23 protein-coding genes and 1 other annotated feature are annotated in these 20,586 nt (G+C 43.6%); of the genes, 2 read left to right on the forward strand and 21 right to left on the reverse strand.

The features are described from left to right. Positions 1 to 183 precede the first annotated feature (183 nt). Complete coding sequence (locus M1E06_RS20060; protein ID WP_224146494.1) at positions 184 to 339, forward strand: RDD family protein; 156 nt, start codon at positions 184 to 186, stop codon at positions 337 to 339. A gap of 53 nt (positions 340 to 392) precedes the next feature. Here M1E06_RS20060 and M1E06_RS20065 read toward each other — a convergent pair whose 3' ends face one another. From M1E06_RS20065 to M1E06_RS20110, 10 genes are all read right to left on the reverse strand, one after another. Further along, positions 393 to 1,337, reverse strand: a complete 945-nt coding sequence (locus tag M1E06_RS20065) for a DMT family transporter (protein WP_035337333.1) — start codon at positions 1,335 to 1,337, stop codon at positions 393 to 395. Positions 1,338 to 1,356: 19 nt separating this feature from the next. Further along, entirely contained in the window at positions 1,357 to 1,518 is a 162-nt protein-coding gene (locus tag M1E06_RS20070) for a tryptophan RNA-binding attenuator protein inhibitory protein (protein WP_035337337.1), read from the reverse strand. Between the two features lie 100 nt (positions 1,519 to 1,618). After that, positions 1,619 to 1,877 (reverse strand) — a binding site (T-box leader). Positions 1,878 to 1,935: 58 nt separating this feature from the next. Then, on the reverse strand, positions 1,936 to 2,451 hold the full coding sequence (locus M1E06_RS20075) for a DUF2812 domain-containing protein (RefSeq protein ID WP_035337340.1): 516 nt from the start codon (positions 2,449 to 2,451) through the stop codon (positions 1,936 to 1,938). After that, on the reverse strand, positions 2,444 to 2,791 hold the full coding sequence (locus tag M1E06_RS20080) for a PadR family transcriptional regulator (RefSeq protein ID WP_048350149.1): 348 nt from the start codon (positions 2,789 to 2,791) through the stop codon (positions 2,444 to 2,446). Before M1E06_RS20080 ends, M1E06_RS20075 begins: the two co-directional genes overlap by 8 nt. 15 nt (positions 2,792 to 2,806) lie before the next feature. Next, positions 2,807 to 2,977, reverse strand: a complete 171-nt coding sequence (locus M1E06_RS20085) for a hypothetical protein (RefSeq protein ID WP_155273789.1) — start codon at positions 2,975 to 2,977, stop codon at positions 2,807 to 2,809. A 211-nt stretch (positions 2,978 to 3,188) separates the two neighbouring features. After that, positions 3,189 to 3,941: a MerR family transcriptional regulator gene (locus M1E06_RS20090; RefSeq protein ID WP_020450017.1), complete on the reverse strand. Its 753-nt coding sequence runs from the start codon at positions 3,939 to 3,941 to the stop codon at positions 3,189 to 3,191. Between the two features lie 118 nt (positions 3,942 to 4,059). After that, on the reverse strand, positions 4,060 to 4,887 hold the full coding sequence (locus M1E06_RS20095; RefSeq protein WP_020450016.1) for a DUF4885 family protein: 828 nt from the start codon (positions 4,885 to 4,887) through the stop codon (positions 4,060 to 4,062). A 63-nt stretch (positions 4,888 to 4,950) separates the two neighbouring features. Then, positions 4,951 to 5,778, reverse strand: coding sequence for a PPC domain-containing protein (locus tag M1E06_RS20100; RefSeq protein WP_023857769.1), 828 nt, complete (start codon positions 5,776 to 5,778; stop codon positions 4,951 to 4,953). A gap of 111 nt (positions 5,779 to 5,889) precedes the next feature. Further along, positions 5,890 to 7,104: a serpin family protein gene (locus M1E06_RS20105; protein WP_023857768.1), complete on the reverse strand. Its 1,215-nt coding sequence runs from the start codon at positions 7,102 to 7,104 to the stop codon at positions 5,890 to 5,892. A gap of 107 nt (positions 7,105 to 7,211) precedes the next feature. Further along, a complete protein-coding gene (locus tag M1E06_RS20110; RefSeq protein ID WP_020450013.1) occupies positions 7,212 to 8,723 on the reverse strand; it encodes a class I adenylate-forming enzyme family protein in 1,512 nt (503 codons plus the stop codon). 277 nt (positions 8,724 to 9,000) lie between these two features. On the opposite strand from M1E06_RS20110, the gene M1E06_RS20115 reads away from it, so the two are divergent. After that, positions 9,001 to 9,420 carry a MarR family winged helix-turn-helix transcriptional regulator gene (locus tag M1E06_RS20115; RefSeq protein ID WP_020450012.1) on the forward strand — a complete coding sequence of 140 codons (420 nt, stop codon included), beginning with the start codon at positions 9,001 to 9,003 and terminating at the stop codon, positions 9,418 to 9,420. Between the two features lie 34 nt (positions 9,421 to 9,454). Here the strand turns inward: M1E06_RS20115 and M1E06_RS20120 are convergent, their stop codons facing one another. From M1E06_RS20120 to M1E06_RS20170, 11 genes are all read right to left on the reverse strand, one after another. Then, the gene (locus M1E06_RS20120) at positions 9,455 to 10,366 is read right to left on the reverse strand and encodes a macrolide 2'-phosphotransferase (RefSeq protein WP_020450011.1); all 912 of its coding nucleotides are present in this window, start codon (positions 10,364 to 10,366) and stop codon (positions 9,455 to 9,457) included. 421 nt (positions 10,367 to 10,787) lie between these two features. After that, entirely contained in the window at positions 10,788 to 11,960 is a 1,173-nt protein-coding gene (locus tag M1E06_RS20125; RefSeq protein ID WP_035337348.1) for a DUF4885 domain-containing protein, read from the reverse strand. 150 nt (positions 11,961 to 12,110) lie between these two features. Then, complete coding sequence (locus tag M1E06_RS20130; protein WP_020450009.1) at positions 12,111 to 13,184, reverse strand: DUF3900 domain-containing protein; 1,074 nt, start codon at positions 13,182 to 13,184, stop codon at positions 12,111 to 12,113. 96 nt (positions 13,185 to 13,280) lie between these two features. Then, positions 13,281 to 13,979: an ABC transporter permease gene (locus tag M1E06_RS20135; RefSeq protein ID WP_023857763.1), complete on the reverse strand. Its 699-nt coding sequence runs from the start codon at positions 13,977 to 13,979 to the stop codon at positions 13,281 to 13,283. A 15-nt stretch (positions 13,980 to 13,994) separates the two neighbouring features. After that, entirely contained in the window at positions 13,995 to 14,678 is a 684-nt protein-coding gene (locus M1E06_RS20140) for an ABC transporter permease (protein WP_025810824.1), read from the reverse strand. After that, positions 14,672 to 15,616 carry an ABC transporter ATP-binding protein gene (locus M1E06_RS20145; protein WP_025810825.1) on the reverse strand — a complete coding sequence of 315 codons (945 nt, stop codon included), beginning with the start codon at positions 15,614 to 15,616 and terminating at the stop codon, positions 14,672 to 14,674. Before M1E06_RS20145 ends, M1E06_RS20140 begins: the two co-directional genes overlap by 7 nt. A gap of 94 nt (positions 15,617 to 15,710) precedes the next feature. Next, positions 15,711 to 16,646, reverse strand: coding sequence for a HAMP domain-containing histidine kinase (locus tag M1E06_RS20150; protein ID WP_039073145.1), 936 nt, complete (start codon positions 16,644 to 16,646; stop codon positions 15,711 to 15,713). Position 16,647: 1 nt separating this feature from the next. Next, entirely contained in the window at positions 16,648 to 17,328 is a 681-nt protein-coding gene (locus M1E06_RS20155; RefSeq protein ID WP_095323705.1) for a response regulator transcription factor, read from the reverse strand. Positions 17,329 to 17,580: 252 nt separating this feature from the next. After that, the gene (locus M1E06_RS20160) at positions 17,581 to 17,934 is read right to left on the reverse strand and encodes a hypothetical protein (protein ID WP_020450003.1); all 354 of its coding nucleotides are present in this window, start codon (positions 17,932 to 17,934) and stop codon (positions 17,581 to 17,583) included. A gap of 15 nt (positions 17,935 to 17,949) precedes the next feature. Further along, on the reverse strand, positions 17,950 to 19,872 hold the full coding sequence (locus tag M1E06_RS20165; RefSeq protein WP_216904307.1) for a DUF6792 domain-containing protein: 1,923 nt from the start codon (positions 19,870 to 19,872) through the stop codon (positions 17,950 to 17,952). Position 19,873: 1 nt separating this feature from the next. Beyond that, the gene (locus M1E06_RS20170) at positions 19,874 to 20,584 is read right to left on the reverse strand and encodes a hypothetical protein (RefSeq protein ID WP_020450001.1); all 711 of its coding nucleotides are present in this window, start codon (positions 20,582 to 20,584) and stop codon (positions 19,874 to 19,876) included. Between the last annotated feature and the right edge of the window lie 2 nt (positions 20,585 to 20,586).

A 20,586-nucleotide genomic window follows, 5' to 3' on the forward strand; every position in this document is an offset into this window, starting at 1 on the left:
TATTGGCGGTCGGATTACACTTTTCATCCGCATTGATTTGGAGACGGATCTCCTGAGGTCGGTGCAACAGCACTGCTGGTATTCGTTTTTGTATCCGCTTTTGATGCCGCTGACAAAGCTCCGGGGCACATTGGAAGAGCACTTTTTAGAATTCGCATTGTTTCTGATGATACAGGCTGACGGATGAAGCTATGGCAGGCTTTCGTGCGCTACATCGTCTCATGGGTGCATATTGCTTTCGGTCTGCTGTATTTAACCGTCGTTTTTTCAGAAACGAAACAAGCTGTCCACGATTTTGCGGCTAGAACTTATGTTATGAAAACAGGCGACACTGAGTAAACGATCTTTATGTATTTAAGTGCATACAGAAAAAGGGATATGAATCCCTTTTTCTATTTCCGGTATTCCAGCAGACTGATGGTCAGGAGCACAAAGAAGCACCCCAGCCACTGAATGGATGTTAAACGTTCGTTTAAAAACAAAACACCTCCGAAGATGGTAAGAACGGGGCCGATCATAGAAATGACGGCTCCCCGCTCCGCTCCTATCCGCTTCATGCCTTCCAGCATGAATAAAAAAGGAATGACCGTCGTCACTGCTGCAATGATCATAAAAAAAACATACATTGCGGGAGGATAAGAAAGCAGGATTCCCGGCTGTTTTCCTGTTGCGCGAAACAGCGCATAACCGGCCATCGCAAGACTTGCCGCCGACATTCCATAGGCATTCATCCGAATCCCGCCGATTTGACGGACAAGGCCTCCCGCCACAACAAGATAAACCGCATAGGCGACAGCGGACAATAAGATCAAAAAAGCTCCTGACAGGTTCGCTTCAAATGCTTGCACATCCCATCCGCCGACAGCCAAGAACAGCCCGGCATTCACAAGCAAGATGGCAGCAAACGTTTGACCCGAGATCATTTTTTTATTTACAAAGGCAGTGATGATCAATACGAACATGGGATAGCTCATCACAATCATCCGTTCAACGATTGCCGAAACATCATGAAGGCCGATAAAATCAAGCAATGGCGACAGAAAAAAACAAAGCAATCCGGCCGCATAAGCTTTAAAAATCTCCGCTTTTTCTGGTTTAGCCGGAAGCTTTGAACGATACACAACAAAAATCAGCCAAAACAGCGGCGCCGCAAATAATTGCCGGTACAACAGCACCGCTTCCGGCTGTGCACCTTGTTCATAAGCCCATTTGACAAAAATGGATTTTGAAGCAAAACACATCGTCCCAAAGACCATAAAAACGACCCCGGCCACTTTTCGAACGCCGCTTTGAATATGGCCGCTCTGCTCAGCTGTACTCTTCTCTTCTCGACTCAACTTTCAACACCCGTCCTTTTTATTCGTGGATATGTTTTTTTATAAAATGGAGCAATGTGCTTCCCTGGGCCGTCAAAATCACACCTTTTCCCGAACATTTTGGACAAGGCTCCGGCTCTTCTCTTCCGCTTCCATTGCAATTTGGACATGTCGTTTCCAAATCGTCCGTTGCAATCACCATTTACCATCACACCTCCGTTTCCGTTTAATATGATGCGGCCACTCCGGCCAGCCTTCCTCCATGGCCACCACCTCCTTAAAAATACAAAAAACCCCCGTCACAAAAGGACGAGGGTCTCGCGGTACCACCTTTATTAATCGCATCAACGATTCGCTTGGAACATACGGAAAGGGAACAGTCAGCCCTTTCGATACGCTTCTCTTGATAACGGAGAGAACTATCCCGGCTTCGCCTACTGTCCGTTTCAGCGAAGCGATTCAGAAGCCCATTCGGCGTCAGAAGGGCATCGGTTCACACCAGCCACCGACTCTCTTAAACCCATGCTCTGACACGTACTTGCTCTTCCTCAATATCGTTTAACCGTACATGATTTGTAAAAAATATATTACTCTGAAAATTAGCATGTGTCAATCAGCATTAAATTCTTGTTTTTTTACGAACCTTTAATATACACACGGTCAACAGACACAAAACAAGGAGATTGAATGCTGCTATCCAATAAAAATATCCAGGGATGCCTATGACGAGAAGCGGTAGTCCCAAGCTGAGAAATACACTGGCAAATGCAGCATACAGCACTTTTAGTAAGCCATTATATTTTTGTGCTTCAGATTCGCGGTCTGTATAAATAGCATTTGTTTGAACTTGACTGGGATCAGCCGCAAAGTAATGCCAATTTAAAAACTGTGTCACATGCTTCCAGCCTGCATCCTCGTATATATGAATATATTCTTCCTGATCCAGGTTTGATGTTGTCTTATAGTCGAGCCGATATACTGTATTGCTTGGTTTTGTCTTTTCAAATATATAGATAAATAAAAAGAAGGACTTTAACATCCACCCCTGTTTTGCCATTTCATTCAGCCAGTTCTCTTCCTTCCGGTCTTGCCAAGCAAGAAAAAAACGGAATTTACGCTTTCTTTTTTTACTCATGACTTGTATCTCCCTCTTTTTGAAAAATAGATTGACTGATCGCCACCAATTTGGATAGGCGTTTAAATTCGAGTTCAATCACCTGCCATCCTTCATTCGTTAAAATATACTGCTTTCGCCGATTATCGCCGGATTTGCCTTCCTTTCTAATCAGCCCCTGCTTTTCGAGTTTGCTTAATGCACCATAAAGAGTGCCAGGCCCTAGTTTGACCTCACCCTCACTCATGCTCTCAACCCTTTGCATAATGCCGTAGCCATGTAGTGGTTGAGTTAATGACAATAATATGTAATACGTAGCCTGCGTAAGCGGTAAATAGCTTTCCGCCGTTTTTTTCTTCACTTTTCGCACCTCATTTTAAGTATGGCGTTTTTCATTTATATATCTCATGAGCAGTACAACACCTATTAGATTGAAAATGATGCTGCCGCCAAGAGCTAGTCCCCACCATACACCGTTTATTCCTGATAAAATTGCTAAATTCAATAAAAAAATTCCGCTCAAAACAAATAACATCTGTGTATTCAAATCATTCGCCTCCTTATTTTACATCGCCTTACGATATATCGACTGACGATATAATAACATATTAGAAGATTCGACACAAATCAAACACAGCATTTACCCTGCAAATCAAATAAGTGAGCACAGGCTATTGCCCAAAAGGAATAGCTCACATTAAAATTAAAAAAACCGCCTAAAAGGTCATTTCACGACCTTATCAGGCGGTTTCCAGCGATTATTCCTTATTCCTGTCAGCAAACACCGTCATGGCGTCGCACATGAACTTCGCCAAGCCGGCGCCGTATTGATCAATGTTTTTCGTAAAGCGCTCGTCAGCGACATACATTTGTCCCAGACCTTTGAAAGCTTCGAGCGAATAGCTGTGGCCGGTGTTATTGTTCAGAAAGTCGTACCATTCCTTTATAGCCGCCTGTGCTTCCTCTGAGTCTGAGGCGCCTTTTCTGAGGGCGGCGATTTTTCTGTAAATGGCATCATATTGCTGTTCCATCTTTTTCCGTTCACCTTCGGGCATGGATTCGATATAGGCCTTCGATCTGTCGACGGCTTCATCGCCCCAGCGTTCCCGCGCTTCTTCCTCATACGGGTTTTGACTGAAATCAAATCCCGCGAATTTTTCCTCGTTTGTCATGTTGATTTCTCCTTTCGCGAATTGGATCGTTTTATCGATTGTCGCAATCATTTGGTCAAGCCGGCTTCTTTTCTCCAGCAGCGCTTTGCGATGGAGCTGAAGCGCCTCATTCCTGTCAAATGAAGGGTTCTCAAGAATGCTTTTAATCTTTTTTAAAGGGAAGTCAAGCTCTCTGAAAAACAGGATTTGCTGCAGCTTTTCCAGATCGTCATCTGAATACAGCCGATACCCGGCTTCGGTCGTCTCCGACGGAGCTAATAATCCGATTTCATCATAATGATGCAGTGTGCGCACACTGATGCCGACTAAGTCGGCCACTTCCTTTACTTTCATTTTCATTTATCTGACCTCCCTTCAATATCGACTATAAAGTATCCCGCAACGTGAGGGTCAATGCGAAATTTGAAATTTTTTTTATACAAACAAAAAACCCGGCAAAATTGCTTCGCCAGGTCTTTTAAGAATTGTTCAGCAAGACTTCTTTAAGAAACGGATCATCCAGCCACTCGTTCAGCTGGCCCGCGGAGAATCCTTTTGATACATTGAGATCGATGAGCGTTCCGCCGGCATATCCGAAAGAAGCCGATCTGTCCGCAATGGTGTCCGGCCCTTTCGCCAGAACATTCTTCAGCTTCTTCAGCATGTTTTGAAAGCTCTTCTCCAAGTCGCTTTTCGGGTCTTTGGCAGAGTCAATCACTCTGATGAGTCTCTCATTTCCGCCTTCAAGCTCTCCTTTTTCATCCAAACTGACATCAGCCAAAGACAGACCGGCAATCGTTTTCAAAAACTCATTCACATGCCATTTTTCATAAGCTTCTTTATCCAGCGGCGTTCCATTTTGTTCACCGATCAGTTCCGCATGGCTCAACAGACGGGCGCCAAACCGTTTATCACTGTTATTTAAAACGGCTTCGATCCGGGTTCTTTTTTGTTCATCTTCGATGCCTTCAACTATAATCCGGTTATTTCCGTCTACATGCAATGTCAGATGTTCACTCTCGGAAAGAGAAATTCCGCTCTCGCGCAGCGTCTCATCGATCTGGCTGTTCAAACGCTGCCTGTCCACATAAAGATTATAGATCTCAAATTGAACGCCGTTCATTTGTGATCGTAATGACGGTGCATTTTTTTGAGCCGCTTCAGCCTGTTTGCTGATGGAGAGGGTGTCTGTTTGGCTGCCGGCCATTCTCTTGGAACCTGTAGTCTTAGCCGGCATCTCCGCGGCGGCAGGCTTCATCAGCTGCTCGGAATAAAGCGAAAGTTTTACCCTGTCTCTAATATTCATGGGAGCTCCTTTCATGCCAATTACATTCGATTACTTTTTATATCGGACGGAATTTGGATCTGTTTACCAGCCGTATGTTGAATCATATTGATAATTGATCTTCAGCTGCGGCGATCTCCATGTTGAACTGCTCCAAGCGAGCGAATAGTATCTCACATTCCATGTCGTTTTGACCGGAAGCGCAAGTTCAGGCTTTAGATCCGGAAACAGTGTGCCGCCGGAAACCGATGTGTGCCAAACGCCTTCTTCCTTGTTCAGAACTTCCCTGTAGGTGTGTCCGAGGCTCGGAGAAATGGTTCCCTCGGCGGAAACGCTTTTCACAGTCGCTCCTTCGGGAATGGCCGAGACATTGGCAAGATTGACGGCGGCAACCGGAGAAACGACTCCCTGTCCCGGGCTTGAGATGGATGATGGAGACAAATTCGCCGTATAAGCACCGCTCTTCATTCTGTCGATAAATTCAAGTCTGTAAAATCCCCAACCGTCATATGAACCGTCTTTAGACGTGACGACCGCAATGTACCGGCCTGTCTCCGGAACATCCAAGCGGATGATTTCATTTTGGTTTCCCGTTCTTTCAGAAGATCCTACTGCAGGATAGCCGTAAGAATCTTTAAATAAGTAAAGATCATAGTCTGTATTTGCTGGGATGTTCTTTAGGTGAATGGCAAGCTGTTCTCCCTTTGTCGCGTAAAATTTGTAATAATCTTTATCGCTTTCGCTGTGAATCGTCGCCGAAATCGTCTTGTATTTCCACAATCCTAAATCGTAAGCCTCAGCGAAAGAATTGTTGGGTTCATACTCATCTTCGTAAACATTTGCCGAAGCCGAAAATGCTGGAATCGCCATCAAAAACACACTGAACACGAAAAGAAACAAACTTTTTTTCATTTGTCATTGCCTCCCGTTTATTCATCACCATAAAGGAACTCCCTTCCTTATATCGGTAATTGAATTGGAAGTTTAATGAATATTTTATAAAATAATAGATTTTTTCCAAGTTTACTCATCCGACGGCTCTGCCACACTGCCCACAAAAAGGTTCATTCCGGATGTTTCATCAACAATCGCGAAATAAAACGGGTGGTCTGCAGTCATCGTCACTTCAGGGACGGGAGCTGATTCGATGATCTCAACCGCCGTTGCCGCGGATGCTTCGGTACCCGCTTCATCTACTTTGATAAATGTTTTATGTCTGACTTTATCAATTTGAGCGGCGCCTTCTCCGGCAAACATATTTGAAAAATCCGCGCTGCTAAACACGGTTTTCATTCCAAGCCGTTTAAGCGGTTCATTTAACATGTAGTCTGTTTGAAATGAGAAGCGCGGCAGCTTGAGCTCCACCTGTTTCATCGTCCAGCCCTTATGCAAGGCGCGCCATTGATCATACGTCATGCCAGCTAGAAGCTGTTCAAGATTTGCCGCTTTTTTCGGCAGAAAAACAGCCAATGACAGACCTTCGTCTTGAAAAGGAAGCTTGACGGCTTGAAAATGTTTGTTTTCCAGATAAGGAAAGCGGTTTGTCTGCGTCATCATGGGGTGTTTTTTTGCGGAGCCGTCCGCAGAATAAAATGGCTGTTCCGCTGTCATGTGAGGATCAAATGGATGCTTCCAGCTTTCTCTAAAATAGACGGCATTAATGATGTAGGCAATCGTATTCGACGAGACCTTGTCAACGATCTGATCAATGCGGTCTTTCGTTTTCTTTTTGACCCAGCCGTTGATTTCTTCTGCTGCCCGATTTGGATCATCATGAAGCTGATAGGCGTCGCCAAGGCCTTTGATCGCGTCTTGAAAGCTTTCTTTCAGCTCCCTTTTGGACCATATCGAATTGGCCGATGAAAATTCGCCGTGAGGCAGCGTTTCTAGCGAACGATTCACAGATTGTGACATCCTGTTGATCGATGTCATATCCGTCTGGTTGAGGTTTAAAGTGCCGAGCAGTTCCTTTCTGCTGTCTCCCGCGGCACCGTTTGCCGTCATCACAAGTGCCTGGTGAATACTGTAAGGCGAGAGGAAGATGTTTTTCCGGCTTCCTTCCTCTTTTATCATGTCTTGAAACAATGCGAGCGCAAACCGCTGTTCAGCTTCAGATAACGAGGCGTCCGTTTTTTGCGCGGATCTGACGGGGGGGGGATCGGCCTCCTTGTGCACTCCGCATCCGGCCAACAATAAAAGACCGGTCCATATCACCATCGCACTCCATTTCGATTTCAATTGTCAACACCTCCTACTGTTGTAGTGGGTTTAGCATTGGAAAACGTTACAAAAAACGGCAGCAAAAAAAGCTTATCCAATGCTGGATAAGCTTTCTGTTACTGCGCTCACTGTCCTTTAACAGCCAGTTCGCGCAAATCTTTTTTGACGATTTTGCCGAGCCTGTTTTTCGGAAGGCTGTCGGTAAAAACGATTTCAGGAATTTTATAGTCGGACAGGCGCTCTTTGCAATACGCGATAATGTCCTCCTTCTTAAGGCCGGAGCTTTCGTTTTTCACCACATACGCCCTCGGAACTTCCCCGTACATTTCATCCGGGACGCCGATGACGGCCGATTCGACGACTCCGGGCACTTGATCGATGATCTCCTCCACCTGGTCAGGATAAATGTTGTCGCCTCCGTAGACAATGACGTCTTTATACCGGCCGGTAATATATAAAAATCCGTCTTCATCAAGTTTGCCGGAGTCCCCCATATAAAACCAGCCGTCTTTCAGCACCTTTTGCGTGGCGGAAGGATTTTGGTAATACCCTTCAAAAACATACGGGCTTTTGACGACGACTTCTCCGACTTCGCCCCTTGGCAGCTCTTCATGTGTATCAGGGTCTTCGATTTTTATGCTGACTTGCGGAATCGGCTTGCCGGCTGAATTGACTTTATCCCAGCCCATGTCAGGCCGCCATACGCTAACCGTCCATGCTTCTGTGCTGCCATACCCCTGCACCATCAGGATTCCCATGTCATTGTACTCCTTAATCAGCCGCGCCGGCACCTTGGTGCCGCCGGAGACAAGCATTTTCACAGACGACAGGTCGAATGGATGTCTTTTCATTTCCTCCAGCATGTAAGTGTAGACGGAAGGAAACGCCATCATCATATGAATGTGTTTCTTCTCGATCTCCTGCAGGATTTCAAACGGTTCGGGGTCCCATAAGAAATGAAGCCCAATTCCTTCAAAAGCCGCCTGAAAAACATGGTTGAGCGAGCTCATATGATAAAGCGGATGGCTCGCTAAAAAGCGCATGCCTTTCAGCTGTTTCGATTTCACGTTCACCTCTGTCAAGTATGCGGCCAGACTGCCGTGGTTGACCATACAGCCTTTCGGATTTCCGGTCGTGCCCGAGGTGAACAGCATTAAAGCCAAATCATGCTCGGTCACCTGGTCGGCCTCCACCTCCAGCGGCCTGTTTTTAAATAGGCTCTCAAACTGTTCAGTCGTGTTCATTCCCGCACCCGCTTCAATCATCAGGCAGAACTGAAGCTGTTCGCGGAGCGGCGTTAGTATATCGGCAAATTCCAAGTCATAAAACATCACCTTCGGCCGGCAGTTGTTCAAGATTCCTTTTAATTCATACGATGTCAGCTGCCAGCTTAACGGCACGACTGTCGCCCCGATTTTAAGAGACGCCAGCAAAATGACGGGAAAATGATGATTATTTTTACATAAAACCGCGATGTGGTCTCCTTTTTGAACACCCTCCTCCAGCAGATAATGAGCCAGCTGGTTCACCCGTTGATGATACGCTTTGAACGTAAACGTTCGATCTCCTCCGGACAATGCTTCCAACCCATCTGACGTTTCCATATGATGATTGATTAATTGCTGAAGTGTACTCAAAATTTTCATCTCCAAATTTTCATTGTTTCTCACAAAACCTGGTGAGATTATGTGACGCACAAATTCATTCTAAAACAAAATATATCCATTGTAAAACTATTTCATAATAGAATTATTATCTTTATGAATTGATAACAAAAGAAATTAAATGACTCATGTTAAAATTCATAAAATCGTTTTTTGCGGAGCATTCGCTTATGATAAAATAGACCTATGTTTGTTTGACCAGCATAAAATTGCTGATCTACTACACGATGTCGGAAATGAGGAAACCTTCATGAATCACCATCGGATTGAAGCGAATCTATTGGATCATGCTTTCACGAAATATTTGCGGTCTTCAAAGAAATTGGACGAAGAAACGATTCCGAAAAGTATCACGAGCGGCAAAGGGTTTATTTTGCGTATCATTTACAGACACGGAACATGTACGATAAAGGAGATTTTACAGGAGGTCGCCCTGTCTCCATCAGCAACGACAACAGCTCTGAACCATTTGGAGAAAGAGGGCTTTGTGATCAGATCGAGAAATAACGATGACCGGCGCACCGTCTGGATCGAACTGTCGCAAGAAGGCACGAGGATCGCCGCACAAATGGTGGAAAACCGCCAGGCCTTGATCGACAAGCTCTTCGGCAAATTGTCAGAGGAAGAAAAAAAGGTTTTTTTTGCTATAATTGAAAAAATTATGATGTGAAACGGGCCGTCGATCGAAATCGACAGCCCTTTTTTTATTGTCTGACCCCAAGCGCGTCCAGCGCCATCTTCAAGTGCTCTTCTTGTTTTGTCTGCAGGGCGAACATGCCGATTTCGATGCCGTAGGCGGCCTGCAATTCCGTAATATGCTCTTTCATCCGCGGCCAGACCCGGCCCCCTTCTTTTTCATAATAAGAGATGAGCCGGGCGGTTTCGGCTTCTCCTAAAATCGTCTCGTATAATAGAAAATCTTTTGCCGGGTCGGCGATTTTCGCTTCCGTCCAATCCAACAGCCCAGTTATGCTCTGATGCTGGTCAATTAAAATATGCGGGGGATGCAAGTCGCTGTGGATAAACGCAGTATGTTCAGGCCAATACGAGTCGTCGGACAGCCACTTTTGCCATCTTTCCCAGAGCTCGCCGCTAACCCCGAGCTCTCTTTTGATCTGTTCCATCTGCTCTGCTTTTGACCGCCTGACGCCATCCGGATTCATCACATGCATGCCCGCTTCTTCTGCGGCTTTATGATCAATGCTGTGCAATAGCGCGAGCGTTTTCGCCAATGACTTGACAAAGGCTTCAGCCGGAGGCTCATGATCCATGTTCCATACGTAATTCTTCACCTCCATGTCAATGACCGCGGCAGGAACCCCCGGAAGCTCCGGATATGCAATCAGTTCGGGAGTATGAATGCGCCAATCCGGCACAGCGGCGGGAAGATGGTTTTGCAGCAGCTTCAGCACTTTCCCTTCATACACTGCTCTTTCAATCACATCGTCGCGCCGCGGTTTTCTCAAGACCCATCTCTTGCCTGCTTCATCTTCGGCAAAGACGACTTGAAAATCCATGCCGGACTCGTTGATTTCCGCATGCTTTCGTTTCAGCCGAAGGCCGTGTTTTTCCGCAAGTTTTAATATTTGTTCAATTTGTTCATTTACAATTGTCATATACGATTTTCCCCTTTACTGAAGGTTTTTAATAAAAAAAAAGCACAGGTCGTCTGCCTGCGCTGGAAAGTAAACGGAAAAAGATAATATGACAAATAAACTGAAGGCAAGCTTCAGATAAGCTATTTTTAAAGGCAAAAAAAGAGGCGCTGGAATCCGCGCCTCTCCCTCTGTTATTGCATAAAGGGTCCCCTAAAAACAGGCAGACTGATCCCGATTACCCTGCACACAGGCAGAGACTTTGTTCACGATTTAGTTAGCGAGGACAAAGTTCAATCGGAATCTGATGTATGCCATTTGGGAAATCCCTCCGTTCTTTAAAGTTATCCTTATTTTAACAGGTGGCAGGGTGACCCGCAACGCAAAATTCAATTATTAAGAAAATCAACCTGATAGAGGAAACCCATATGTTCCTGCCTAACTAATAATTAACACCCGTTCGGCGCTTTAATTCTCTTAGCCAAGCCGTATCCCCGGTTCCATAGCTTTTCTTTTGCCCTGTATCCCGCAAAGATCCGTTGCTGTAGTCAATAGATAAGATAAAATCCGGAACAGAATCATATCCGGCTTCTGCAAGTCTGTTCAGCTCTGCTCCATAATGAGCGATTGCGAAATGAGCCGTTTTCTTTTGGACAGGGTCCTTCTCCAGCTCTTCTTTATACACATCTAACAAATCACGGCCGTCAGGTGTTACATATCGGCCATCAACCACTTCCAAGTCCTTCAGGTGATAGCCTGTCACCTCATATATCTCGCGAACTGTGTGATATTTTTGCTGCGCTTCTTTGGAATATTGGGCTGAATCGCTGCTCAAGCTTTTCATGATATGCAGAAATAACTGTTTGCTGTTTTCTCCTGATTGCAATATATGTTCAAGTTGATGGATGAGCTGCTCATCATCTGTTCCGCTCACTTTTACTTGATAATCAATCGGGGAAATTGTAAAGGTGAGCGCCGTATCCGCAGGAATGGCAATATGATATTGATCCAGCAGCGCTTGAAGCTGTTTGTTGACTTGGCTGCGCTGATATATTTTCTCATTCTCCGCCTCTACTTCCCCATTAAAATTCACATTTCGAAACGCGGCATCCTGCATATTATAGTTTTGCGCTTTTCCTTTGAACAGCCACTCAGTTTCATTGTCATATGCAGCTTGTCTTTCTGCTGCCGACAGGTCATTTCTGAAATAAGGGGAATTGGAATTTTTGTATTTATCCTTAATATAGCCTAAAGGATCAGGTTTCGTTTTGTTCATTGCATTGATTTTGCTGTATTTTTCATCTAAGATTTTTTTCCTGATATCACTTTCTGACTCATAGGGGTTTTGGGCATTGATCTTCGTTTCTTCCACAGTTTGATCATTTGCTGCTTCGTATGCCCGCCTGAAAGCTTCGGCATGATTCACAATACTGTCCTTTGAGTAGTTCAGCTTACTCAAACTTTCCTTCGATGGTCTTCCCGCTTGACTGCTGGCCTTCTTCGCAAAGGCAGTGATATCGGAAGAGACATTTTTTACAGTTGTATCAGCCGCATTCCTTTTCAACATATTCTGAATCATCAGCTGTGTACGGATGTATTGACTATTGAGACGCATTGGGTACCTCTCCTCAATTCTTTCTATAATCCCTATATCGGCTTGATTATGTTTATATTAACCTTATTAAACAGTAATTTACATAGCACCCTCATCAATTTGGATGAAAAATCAAAAGGCATCCGAAAAAACGGATGCCATTCCTTATTTCTAATCTTCCCTGTCACTTTTATTCCGTATCCGCTCAATCACCTCATGCAGTCCCTCAGGTTTATAAAATTCCACCGGAGAACTGCCCTTTTCAAAGGAAATCGTCTCGGCTTCTATCAGCGCGACATAGCGCCCGTTTACCTTGGCAAGGTGGATCGAATCTCCGAATTCAGCCAGCAGTCCTTTAATCTCGGTTGCTCCCAGCTTCATTTTCAGCTCTGCCTCAGGCATATGCTCAACGATCTGGGCGGAGGCTTCGATGACTTGATGGGTGTCGAGGCGTTCCTGAATCTCCCGCTTTTCGCTCGCTTCCCAGATTTCGAGATCATGTTCAAACTGCTGGAGTTCTTCGCTTTTGTCTTCAAATGCTTCGTACACATGCTCCTGCACCATGTTCATCACTTGGGACTTCATGATTTCCGGCATCGACTCGCCGTACTCGACGAATTTTAAGAAGTCTTCAAAGTAGCGGGCGTGCGAGGCCTGGTGGATTTTCACTTCGCTTTCCTCTGTCATGCCCTCTTCAGGCATGTGCGGATACTGGATCGATTTCATGTTTTTCGTCGTGATCGCCATTTCGACCTTGCGGATCAGCGATGATTCATCGGCGATCGAAGCGACCTTCGGTTCAAAGTCGCACTTCATGACAAAGACAAATGTATCATCGAAGTATTTGCGCGGTACGGCTGTCGCCACCAAAAAAACGCCTCCCCTGACGGCGCTCGTGTCGAGGTATGTGCGGACGAACTGTTCGCTCAGCTCATTGAATTCTTCCTTTGTCTCCGCCAGTTTTGTTTTGTGAAACAGATTGTAGTTCGGATTAGAATCAAGCTCATGCCCCGGCTCTGTGATGAAGCGGCCGATTTTCGTCGGCACCTGCTCTGATTTCGGATGGCGTTCGGCTTTCCGCTTCACGATTTTTTTCAATTCCCCGTCTAAGAAATCCTTCAGTTCGCTGGTTTCAAATTCCTCTGTATCCAGCGTCTGAAAATGTTTATATTGCTTGTTGGCCTGCTCATCCTTGCCGTCGACCTGAATGACGTAAAAAGAAATATAGCGAATTTCAAATTCCATGACATGTTCACCCGTTTTCCTTGTTGTTTCAGTTCTTCAAGTATAGGTAAATGCCTGGAATCCGTCAATTTGCACCTTCACTATATAATTGATCCATTATAATACATCTTCCCGGTCAATTTTTCGGATCGACCAAAACGCAATAACAATCCCGATTACAGCCAATGAAACAGGAATATAAATAATAGAAGCAATTGAAAATCCAGGACTTTGCTGACCGATCAGCGCAATCAAAATGCAGGATGTCACAATAGTGGCAGGAACGGATTGTTTGCGCATCCCAAAGTATAGTGGAATAAAACTCAACCCTGTCGAAGAAGCAGCGTAAATGAGCATACTGCCAATCTCATTTCCAATGGCTTGCAGCGTCAGTTTTTCCGGGCTGAATTGATAGATATCATTGAGCTGCGAGAAAATAAACGCAAGAATCAGTTCGGACACGATCATTGTCAAGAAGGTCAATCCGCCGGTGAGCAGCAGTTTTGCGGCGATCAGTTTTTTTCGGCTGACCGGATATGTAAACATGACCGTGATGGTTCTGTTTTTATACTCTCCGATGATCAGTTTGGCAATCAGCACGCCTGCAAAGACAATAAACACAGACCTTACAAAAGTTCCGAGAAGCAGCAGCGTGGATCCCGCGTCAGCCATCGCCATTTGGTCTTGAGTAAGATTTTTTTCCTCCGATCCGATCAGGCACAAAAAACCGAGTATACATAGATTTGCAATCACTGCACCTTTGTAATACCACCCTAGTTTCGTTTTTTTAAACTCCAATTTAATTAAATTCAGCATTGAACTTCAACTCCGTTAAAATACATCTATTTTTTCGATCCGCCTTACTGCCAAAAAGGAAAAAATCAGACCGACAGCGGCCAGAGATAAAGGAATATAAACAATTGAAGAAATGGAAAAGTCCGGGCTTGTGGAACTGATCAACATGCTGATCACGACAGACGAAATGATCGTTGCCGCAGCGGAGTGCTTCCGCATTCCGAAAAAGATGGGCACTAAACTCGTTCCTGCGGCGCCAAAAGCAAAAACGATCATTTTCAGAGCCTGCTGAGAAACCATAGAAGCTGTTAATTCGCCGGGGATGACCCCATAGATTGAATTCAGCAGAAAAAAAGCAGCGGCAACGCATGCATTTGATATCAATATCGTAATGAAAGTCAGCCCGGCTGCGATCAGCAGTTTAGCAGCCAGCAGTTTTTTTCGGTTGATCGGGTACGTAAACATCACAAGTATTGTCTTGTTTTTAAACTCTGAAATGATTAATTTTGAAATCAGCACGGCTCCGAAAATGATAAAAACCGCTCTGACGAAAGTGCCGATCACAAGAAATGTTTCATCAATCGTTTGGAACGTATCCTTGCCTTCTGTGAAGGTCACCATCCACAGAAAACCGAGGATGATGAAATTGGCAAAGACGGCTCCGCGTACATACCAGCCAAGCTTCATCTTTTTCATTTCGATTTTCAATAAATTCAGCAAGCATCTCCGCCTCCTTGTGCGCTGGCCGCATTGCCGTTGATTAAACTGAGGAAGTAGTCCTCAAGCGAAGTATGCTTTTTATTCATGGACTCAATTTCTATATCATTCAAAATCAGAGCTTTAGAAATGGCTGTTTGAGAAGCTTCGGCATCATAAATTCGGATCGTTTTATCATTTAGTATTTTAAAATTAGCAATCTGAAGCTCATGTTCAAGCACAAAGCAAGCCCGCAATTGATTCGGCGTCACGAGTTCAATGTACTCTGTGTTCCGGCCTCTTACGCTTTCCATCGATACTTCTTCAACAAGCCTGCCGTCCCGAATCACTCCGATTGTATCTGCAATCTGCTCTACTTCGTTCAGGATATGGCTTGAGATGAGCAATGTCATTCCATATTCTTTGCTCAATACTTGAAATAAGTTTCTGATTTCTTTAATCCCGATGGGATCAAGGCCATTAATCGGTTCATCTAAGATGAGCAAGTCGGGTTTGGTAAGAATGGCACGCGCGATTCCAAGACGCTGCTTCATACCAAGCGAGAATGTTTTGACAGGTTTGCTGTCGATATTTTTTAAATTCACCATGTCCAGCACTTCCTGAATCTTGGCTTTATTGTGATATCCCATATACTCACAGTGCAGATTTAAATTTTCATTGGCTGTCAGATTTTCATAAAAAATTGGGTATTCGATCATGCTGCCTATTTTGCCGAGAATCTCGTATGATTGATTTGTCAGCTTATGCCCGAGAATATTGATTTCCCCGCTTGTCGGTTTTACGAGGCTCGTCAGCATCTTCATGACGGTCGTTTTCCCGGCTCCGTTCGGGCCGAGAAAACCGTATATTTCTCCCTTTCGTATATGCATGCTTACATTTGACACAACTTCTTGACCTTTGAATGTCTTGGTAAGCCCGCTTGTTTGTACGATGTAAGTCAACTCTGTTTCCCCTTTCCTGTCTTTGCTATGTGTCTATTGTAGCGATGGACGCTGTCTTTTTTATTTCTTGTTTCTTAAGAAATTCTTACGTTTGCTAATAGGTCATTCGTTTTAGCGTGATGGAAAACGCTGTCCGTTCATACGGCTTGCTTTGGAGAGAGATGCCCCCTCCCATTTTCTCAATGAGCCTTTTTGTAATTGTTAAGCCGAGCCCGCTTCCCTGGAACGCTTTATTTCTCGATTCCTCAAGGGTGTACAGCCTTTCGAACACCCGCTGCTGATCATACTCGCCAATCCCTTTCCCACGGTCCCAAACCGTAATAACAATCTGCGTGTCATCATATGTAAGGGACAATCCGATCAGCTTTCCATCTGCACCATATTGAATCGCATTTGATAAAAGGTTTTGCAGAACCCGGTCAAGCGCTTCTTCATTTCCATGTGCATAAACCGGGGTATCCGGGATGTCGATGACAGCTTTAAAACCTTTTGCCTGAACGGCATCATAGTGTTGGAGAATGTTTTTTCTGCATATTTCGTTGATATGTATTTTCGTGAGCAGTATTTGCTTATCTTCTGATTCGAGTTTGGCCAAGTCGAAGAAAGAATTCATCAGCTGAATGATTTCTCCTGTTTTTTGATAAAGTTTTTCCAGCAGCCTTTCACGCTCTTCTTCCGCCATATCCGAGTCATTTTGAATCGCCTCGATATATCCGAGCACAACAGTCAGCGGGGTTTTCAGATCATGGGACATATTGGTCAGCATTCGTTTCATTGACTGCTCCGTTTTTGCAAAGCGGGCTGTTATGCGTTGACGCTCCTCAACAAACAGGTTCATTTGCACGAGCAGATCCCGCAGTACTTTATCATCCGTCCCTAATAAAATTTGATCAGCCGCCTGCTCATTTAGCATCATACTGAGCTTTTCCGTGATGTACTTCAAGTTTTGGTCCCGCTGTTTTTTCATTTTATATTGAACGATATTGAGAGACGCCAAAATCATCAGCATGCCAATCCATAACATTATCATGCTAAAACTCTCCTAATTTATAACCGATGCCCCAAAGCGTTTTAATATATTGCGGAGAGGAAGGATCATCCTCTATCTTTTCCCTCAAGCGCCTCATATGGACGTTAATAATATTTTGATCGCCAAAATAATCCTCATTCCAAACCGAACGATAGATTTGTTCTTTTGTGAATACTTTTTTAGGGTTTGTCACAAATAAGGTCAGCATTTTCCATTCCGTTGATGTCAGCTGAAGCGGTTCACCATTTTTTTGTACGGATACATTTTCTATATCAATCGTAAGCTCGTGAATACGTACTAGTTTTTGATTTGCCGGCTCACTGGCGGAATACTGCGTTGCGCGCCGAATGGCGGCTTTTATTCTTGCAGTCAGTTCGATCATCGAAAACGGCTTGGCAATATAATCATCCGCACCAAAACCCAGCCCCAGCGCTTTATCGACATCCCCGTCTTTTGCAGAAATCATTAAAACCGGGACCTTGCTCTGTTCACGGATCAATTTCAGAAAATCCATCCCGTTCAGTTTAGGAAGCATGATGTCGAGCAGAATCACATCATAATTGCCCTGCTGAAACAAGCGAACGCCCTCTTCTCCGTCAAAAGCAAGCACGACCTCAAACCCTTCTTTTGTTAAATAATGATCGACCATTTCACTGATCGAATGATCATCTTCAATAAGCAATATGCGCTGCATCTTGTTCACCTATCCTTTTCAACATAAAAACACACGTGCAATTACACTCATTGTAATTGAAAAACGTGTGTTTTTTACAAAAATTATTTATATTTCTAGTTGAATCCTCTTGTAGCTTCCGGATCTATTGACCGATACCAATCTACTTTCCCACTAACACGGATCAAGTCACAGGCGCGGGGTTGTACAAACACAAGTCATTGGAACAAAAAAATGACCTCTGATATCAGGGGTCATCTTTTATTGATCAAGGGGCTTATTCTTTTTATAGTAAAGTGTTACGTTTTGCTTCCGCAAAGTTTCAATCATGTCATGATAACTGTTTGCAAACTGCTCGTTGTCTGATTTCATCCGGGTGATGACGGTTTTGCGGTTTTCACTTTTGTGATCTAATTCTTCTTTAATTTTCGTGATCATCATACCTTTTTGCCCTTCGATTTCGCTTTTTAGCACTTTATCAAATTCTTTCAGTTCTTTTAAAACGCTTTTCAGCGGCGCGTTCAGCCGGGCCGCTTTATCCTTTGCTGAAATACTGCTTAAAAACATATATGTCGCTGAAACTGTTTCAGTTTCCTCCAATAACGGTTTTACCATCTTAATCCCCCTCCCCTATGCCTTAAAATCAAACAGCGCCGAAATTTGCTCATCTTCATCGAACAATTTTTCAATGCTGGCGCGAATGCTTTTTACAAATTTCTTTTTGCTGGAGGTTTGTTTTTTTAATTCGCTGACGACGCCGTCGCACTGAGGAAGCGGGGCCGTGTGGTACGAGTCGTGGACGACGATTTTATTCAGCTTTCCGTTTGATCCGGCGAAGCCTGAGGCGAGCTTGAACTGAATGTCGAATTGGTAGCGGGAAGGATTGGCTTCCATGTCATGAATGGCTTTTGTCAACTCAGATTTTTTAATTGCGAAATGATCGTGGATTTCATGGTGGAAAACACGTTGGTAGCGTTCAATTTCAGCCTCAATCTTTGAAATGGCAGCCATCCCCGCCTGGTAAATCCTGATGGCAGATGACAGATTGACCTTTATCTCTTTTCCGTCCTTGCCTTTCTTAGAAAAATAGATGTCTCCTCCTTTGTAGCTGATGCCTTTCTTTTTGGATAGGGCGTTTAGAAGCGGGGTGATGCTGTGGCCTTCGCCAATAAGATTGAGAAGGTCTTTTGTGTCTTGATCCAGTTTGCCTAAGGCTTCTTCCAATGCTTTATAAGTTGAATAAAATTCGATTAAATTTTTCATTAGTGATTGAGAGAGTTGTCTATTATTTAGAGTAAATATGACAGTCTTCCAGTCGACAAGAAATTTGATCTCTTCATATAAAACGTCAAGCCTTCCTGTCAGTCGCTCTACTTCGGCAATGTCTTTTTGAATGGTCTTTTTTTTCGCTTCATCAATATAACCGTTTGCTTCAAGCTGATTGAGAACAGGGCCGCTGTAGGCCTTGACTTTCGCAAAAAATGCTTTAAACTCTGGCAGCTTTTTATCAAGTGCACCCACCATATTCAAGAGGCGGGCCGGATGTTTCAAGCAATATGCTATTTGCTGAGCTGTACCCTCTTCATTCATTATTCCGTTTAAAAAATCCATATCTACGCCGATTGCTTCCATAGCAAAACCCTGAATGCCGCCCTTTCGATAATCAGCAGCATATTTTTGAAAGTACCCTTTCAGTTTGCTCACATCTTCATCAGGAATATGATCAATGACACTTCGGAATCCTTTTATATCCGGGTGTGTGTTCGTCATCTTCACATCGCCGAACGTAATAAAATCAGCCTTCCCGCTGACACCGTAGAGCGGATCGTTACTGGAAATGCGCTGGGTGATGTTGGCTGTGACGCCTTTGTCGTTGTAGTATTTGATGATGGCTTTTTTGAGTCTGTCTTTTGGGATTGTTGATAAATCGTTTACTTGATACTTCTTTCTTAGTTCCCTTGCCATTTTCTTATCAATCAACAATAAGTGATCTACACTTATTTGGGCCCCATTTACACCATAAACCTCATCAAATTCACCATTAACTAACTGCACTAAAACTTGGTTATTGTTTGCGAGAGAATGGCCCATAGCATAAGTTTTTAACTCTTTAGAGTTACCGACCTTTCTCTTGGAGGCCCTTGAAAATTCCCTTGTAGCCTTATATTGTCTGTTATCCATTCCCAAAAACAATCCAAAGAAATTATATTTCCAATCTTCATTATCGGCGCTGCCCTCGGAAATAATGTGGAGCTGATCGATATGTTTTGTCTTATCCTTTATATGAATAGCTGTTCCATCATAGCCTGATTGACTGATTGTTTTATCCTTACTATGTTCTAGAATTTCTTTTGACGTAAAAATCTCTATATTTTCTTTAAGTTCATGATTTGTTTCCTCTTTATAAATTCTGCGAACATCTGCCTCGAAATTATCTTTAGCTTTTTTCACTTCATTTGGATTATTTGAAGCAAACCTATTTTTATAGCTGTATTCCAGGTTTATTATACGAAGTTTCACATTTTCATTTTCAAATATATTTTTAGTTGCCATCCTATTTCTCCTTACCAGTTAAAAATACGATGGATTTGACTAACTTCTTAGCTTTCTTTTCAGCAGAATCAACATCAAGTGAACAAGGTTTAGAACTTTTTAGACAAGTAAAGTCAAATGTAAATTGTATGCCAACATAATTCTGTTTATTTATATAACCAATATAGGAATGAGTCTCATTATTTTTTTGATTTGTATCGTCGTGAACAGTTTTCATATACGCAAAATAAATATCCTTATCTTTTTCCTGGAACTTTTCAAATTGTCCTTTATATCCATTTTCCTCCCTCACTTGTTCTAACATTTCATTTGGATTATTGATGAAAGATTGATTTAGGTAATATTCTACAGAAGCATTAAGAGAAACATTCGTTTTTTCATCGTAGCTATAAAAAGAGATTATCTCTTCATCTTTTCCGAGAGAGGATAAATTGTCATCATATTTCCCATCCTCCGGAAACAACATCGTAAACCCTTTCAGTTTAGACTCAAGCAAATAATAGCCCGGCTCGACTTCCTTTGTTGATGCCATGTATTCTCTTGTTTTCTCATCCTGGAACGCCGGAACCTGCGGGAGGTCTTTCGGGTCCATATCTTTCGGCTTGACCGCTTCTTCTTGATTGCCGTTCTTGCCGTTTTGGCTGTCGTTCATACTGCATCCTCCTGTAAAGATTAGTATTATAGAAAAACACAATATCATCATCTTTTTCATTT

Source organism: Bacillus sp. AK124 (assembly GCF_053903085.1).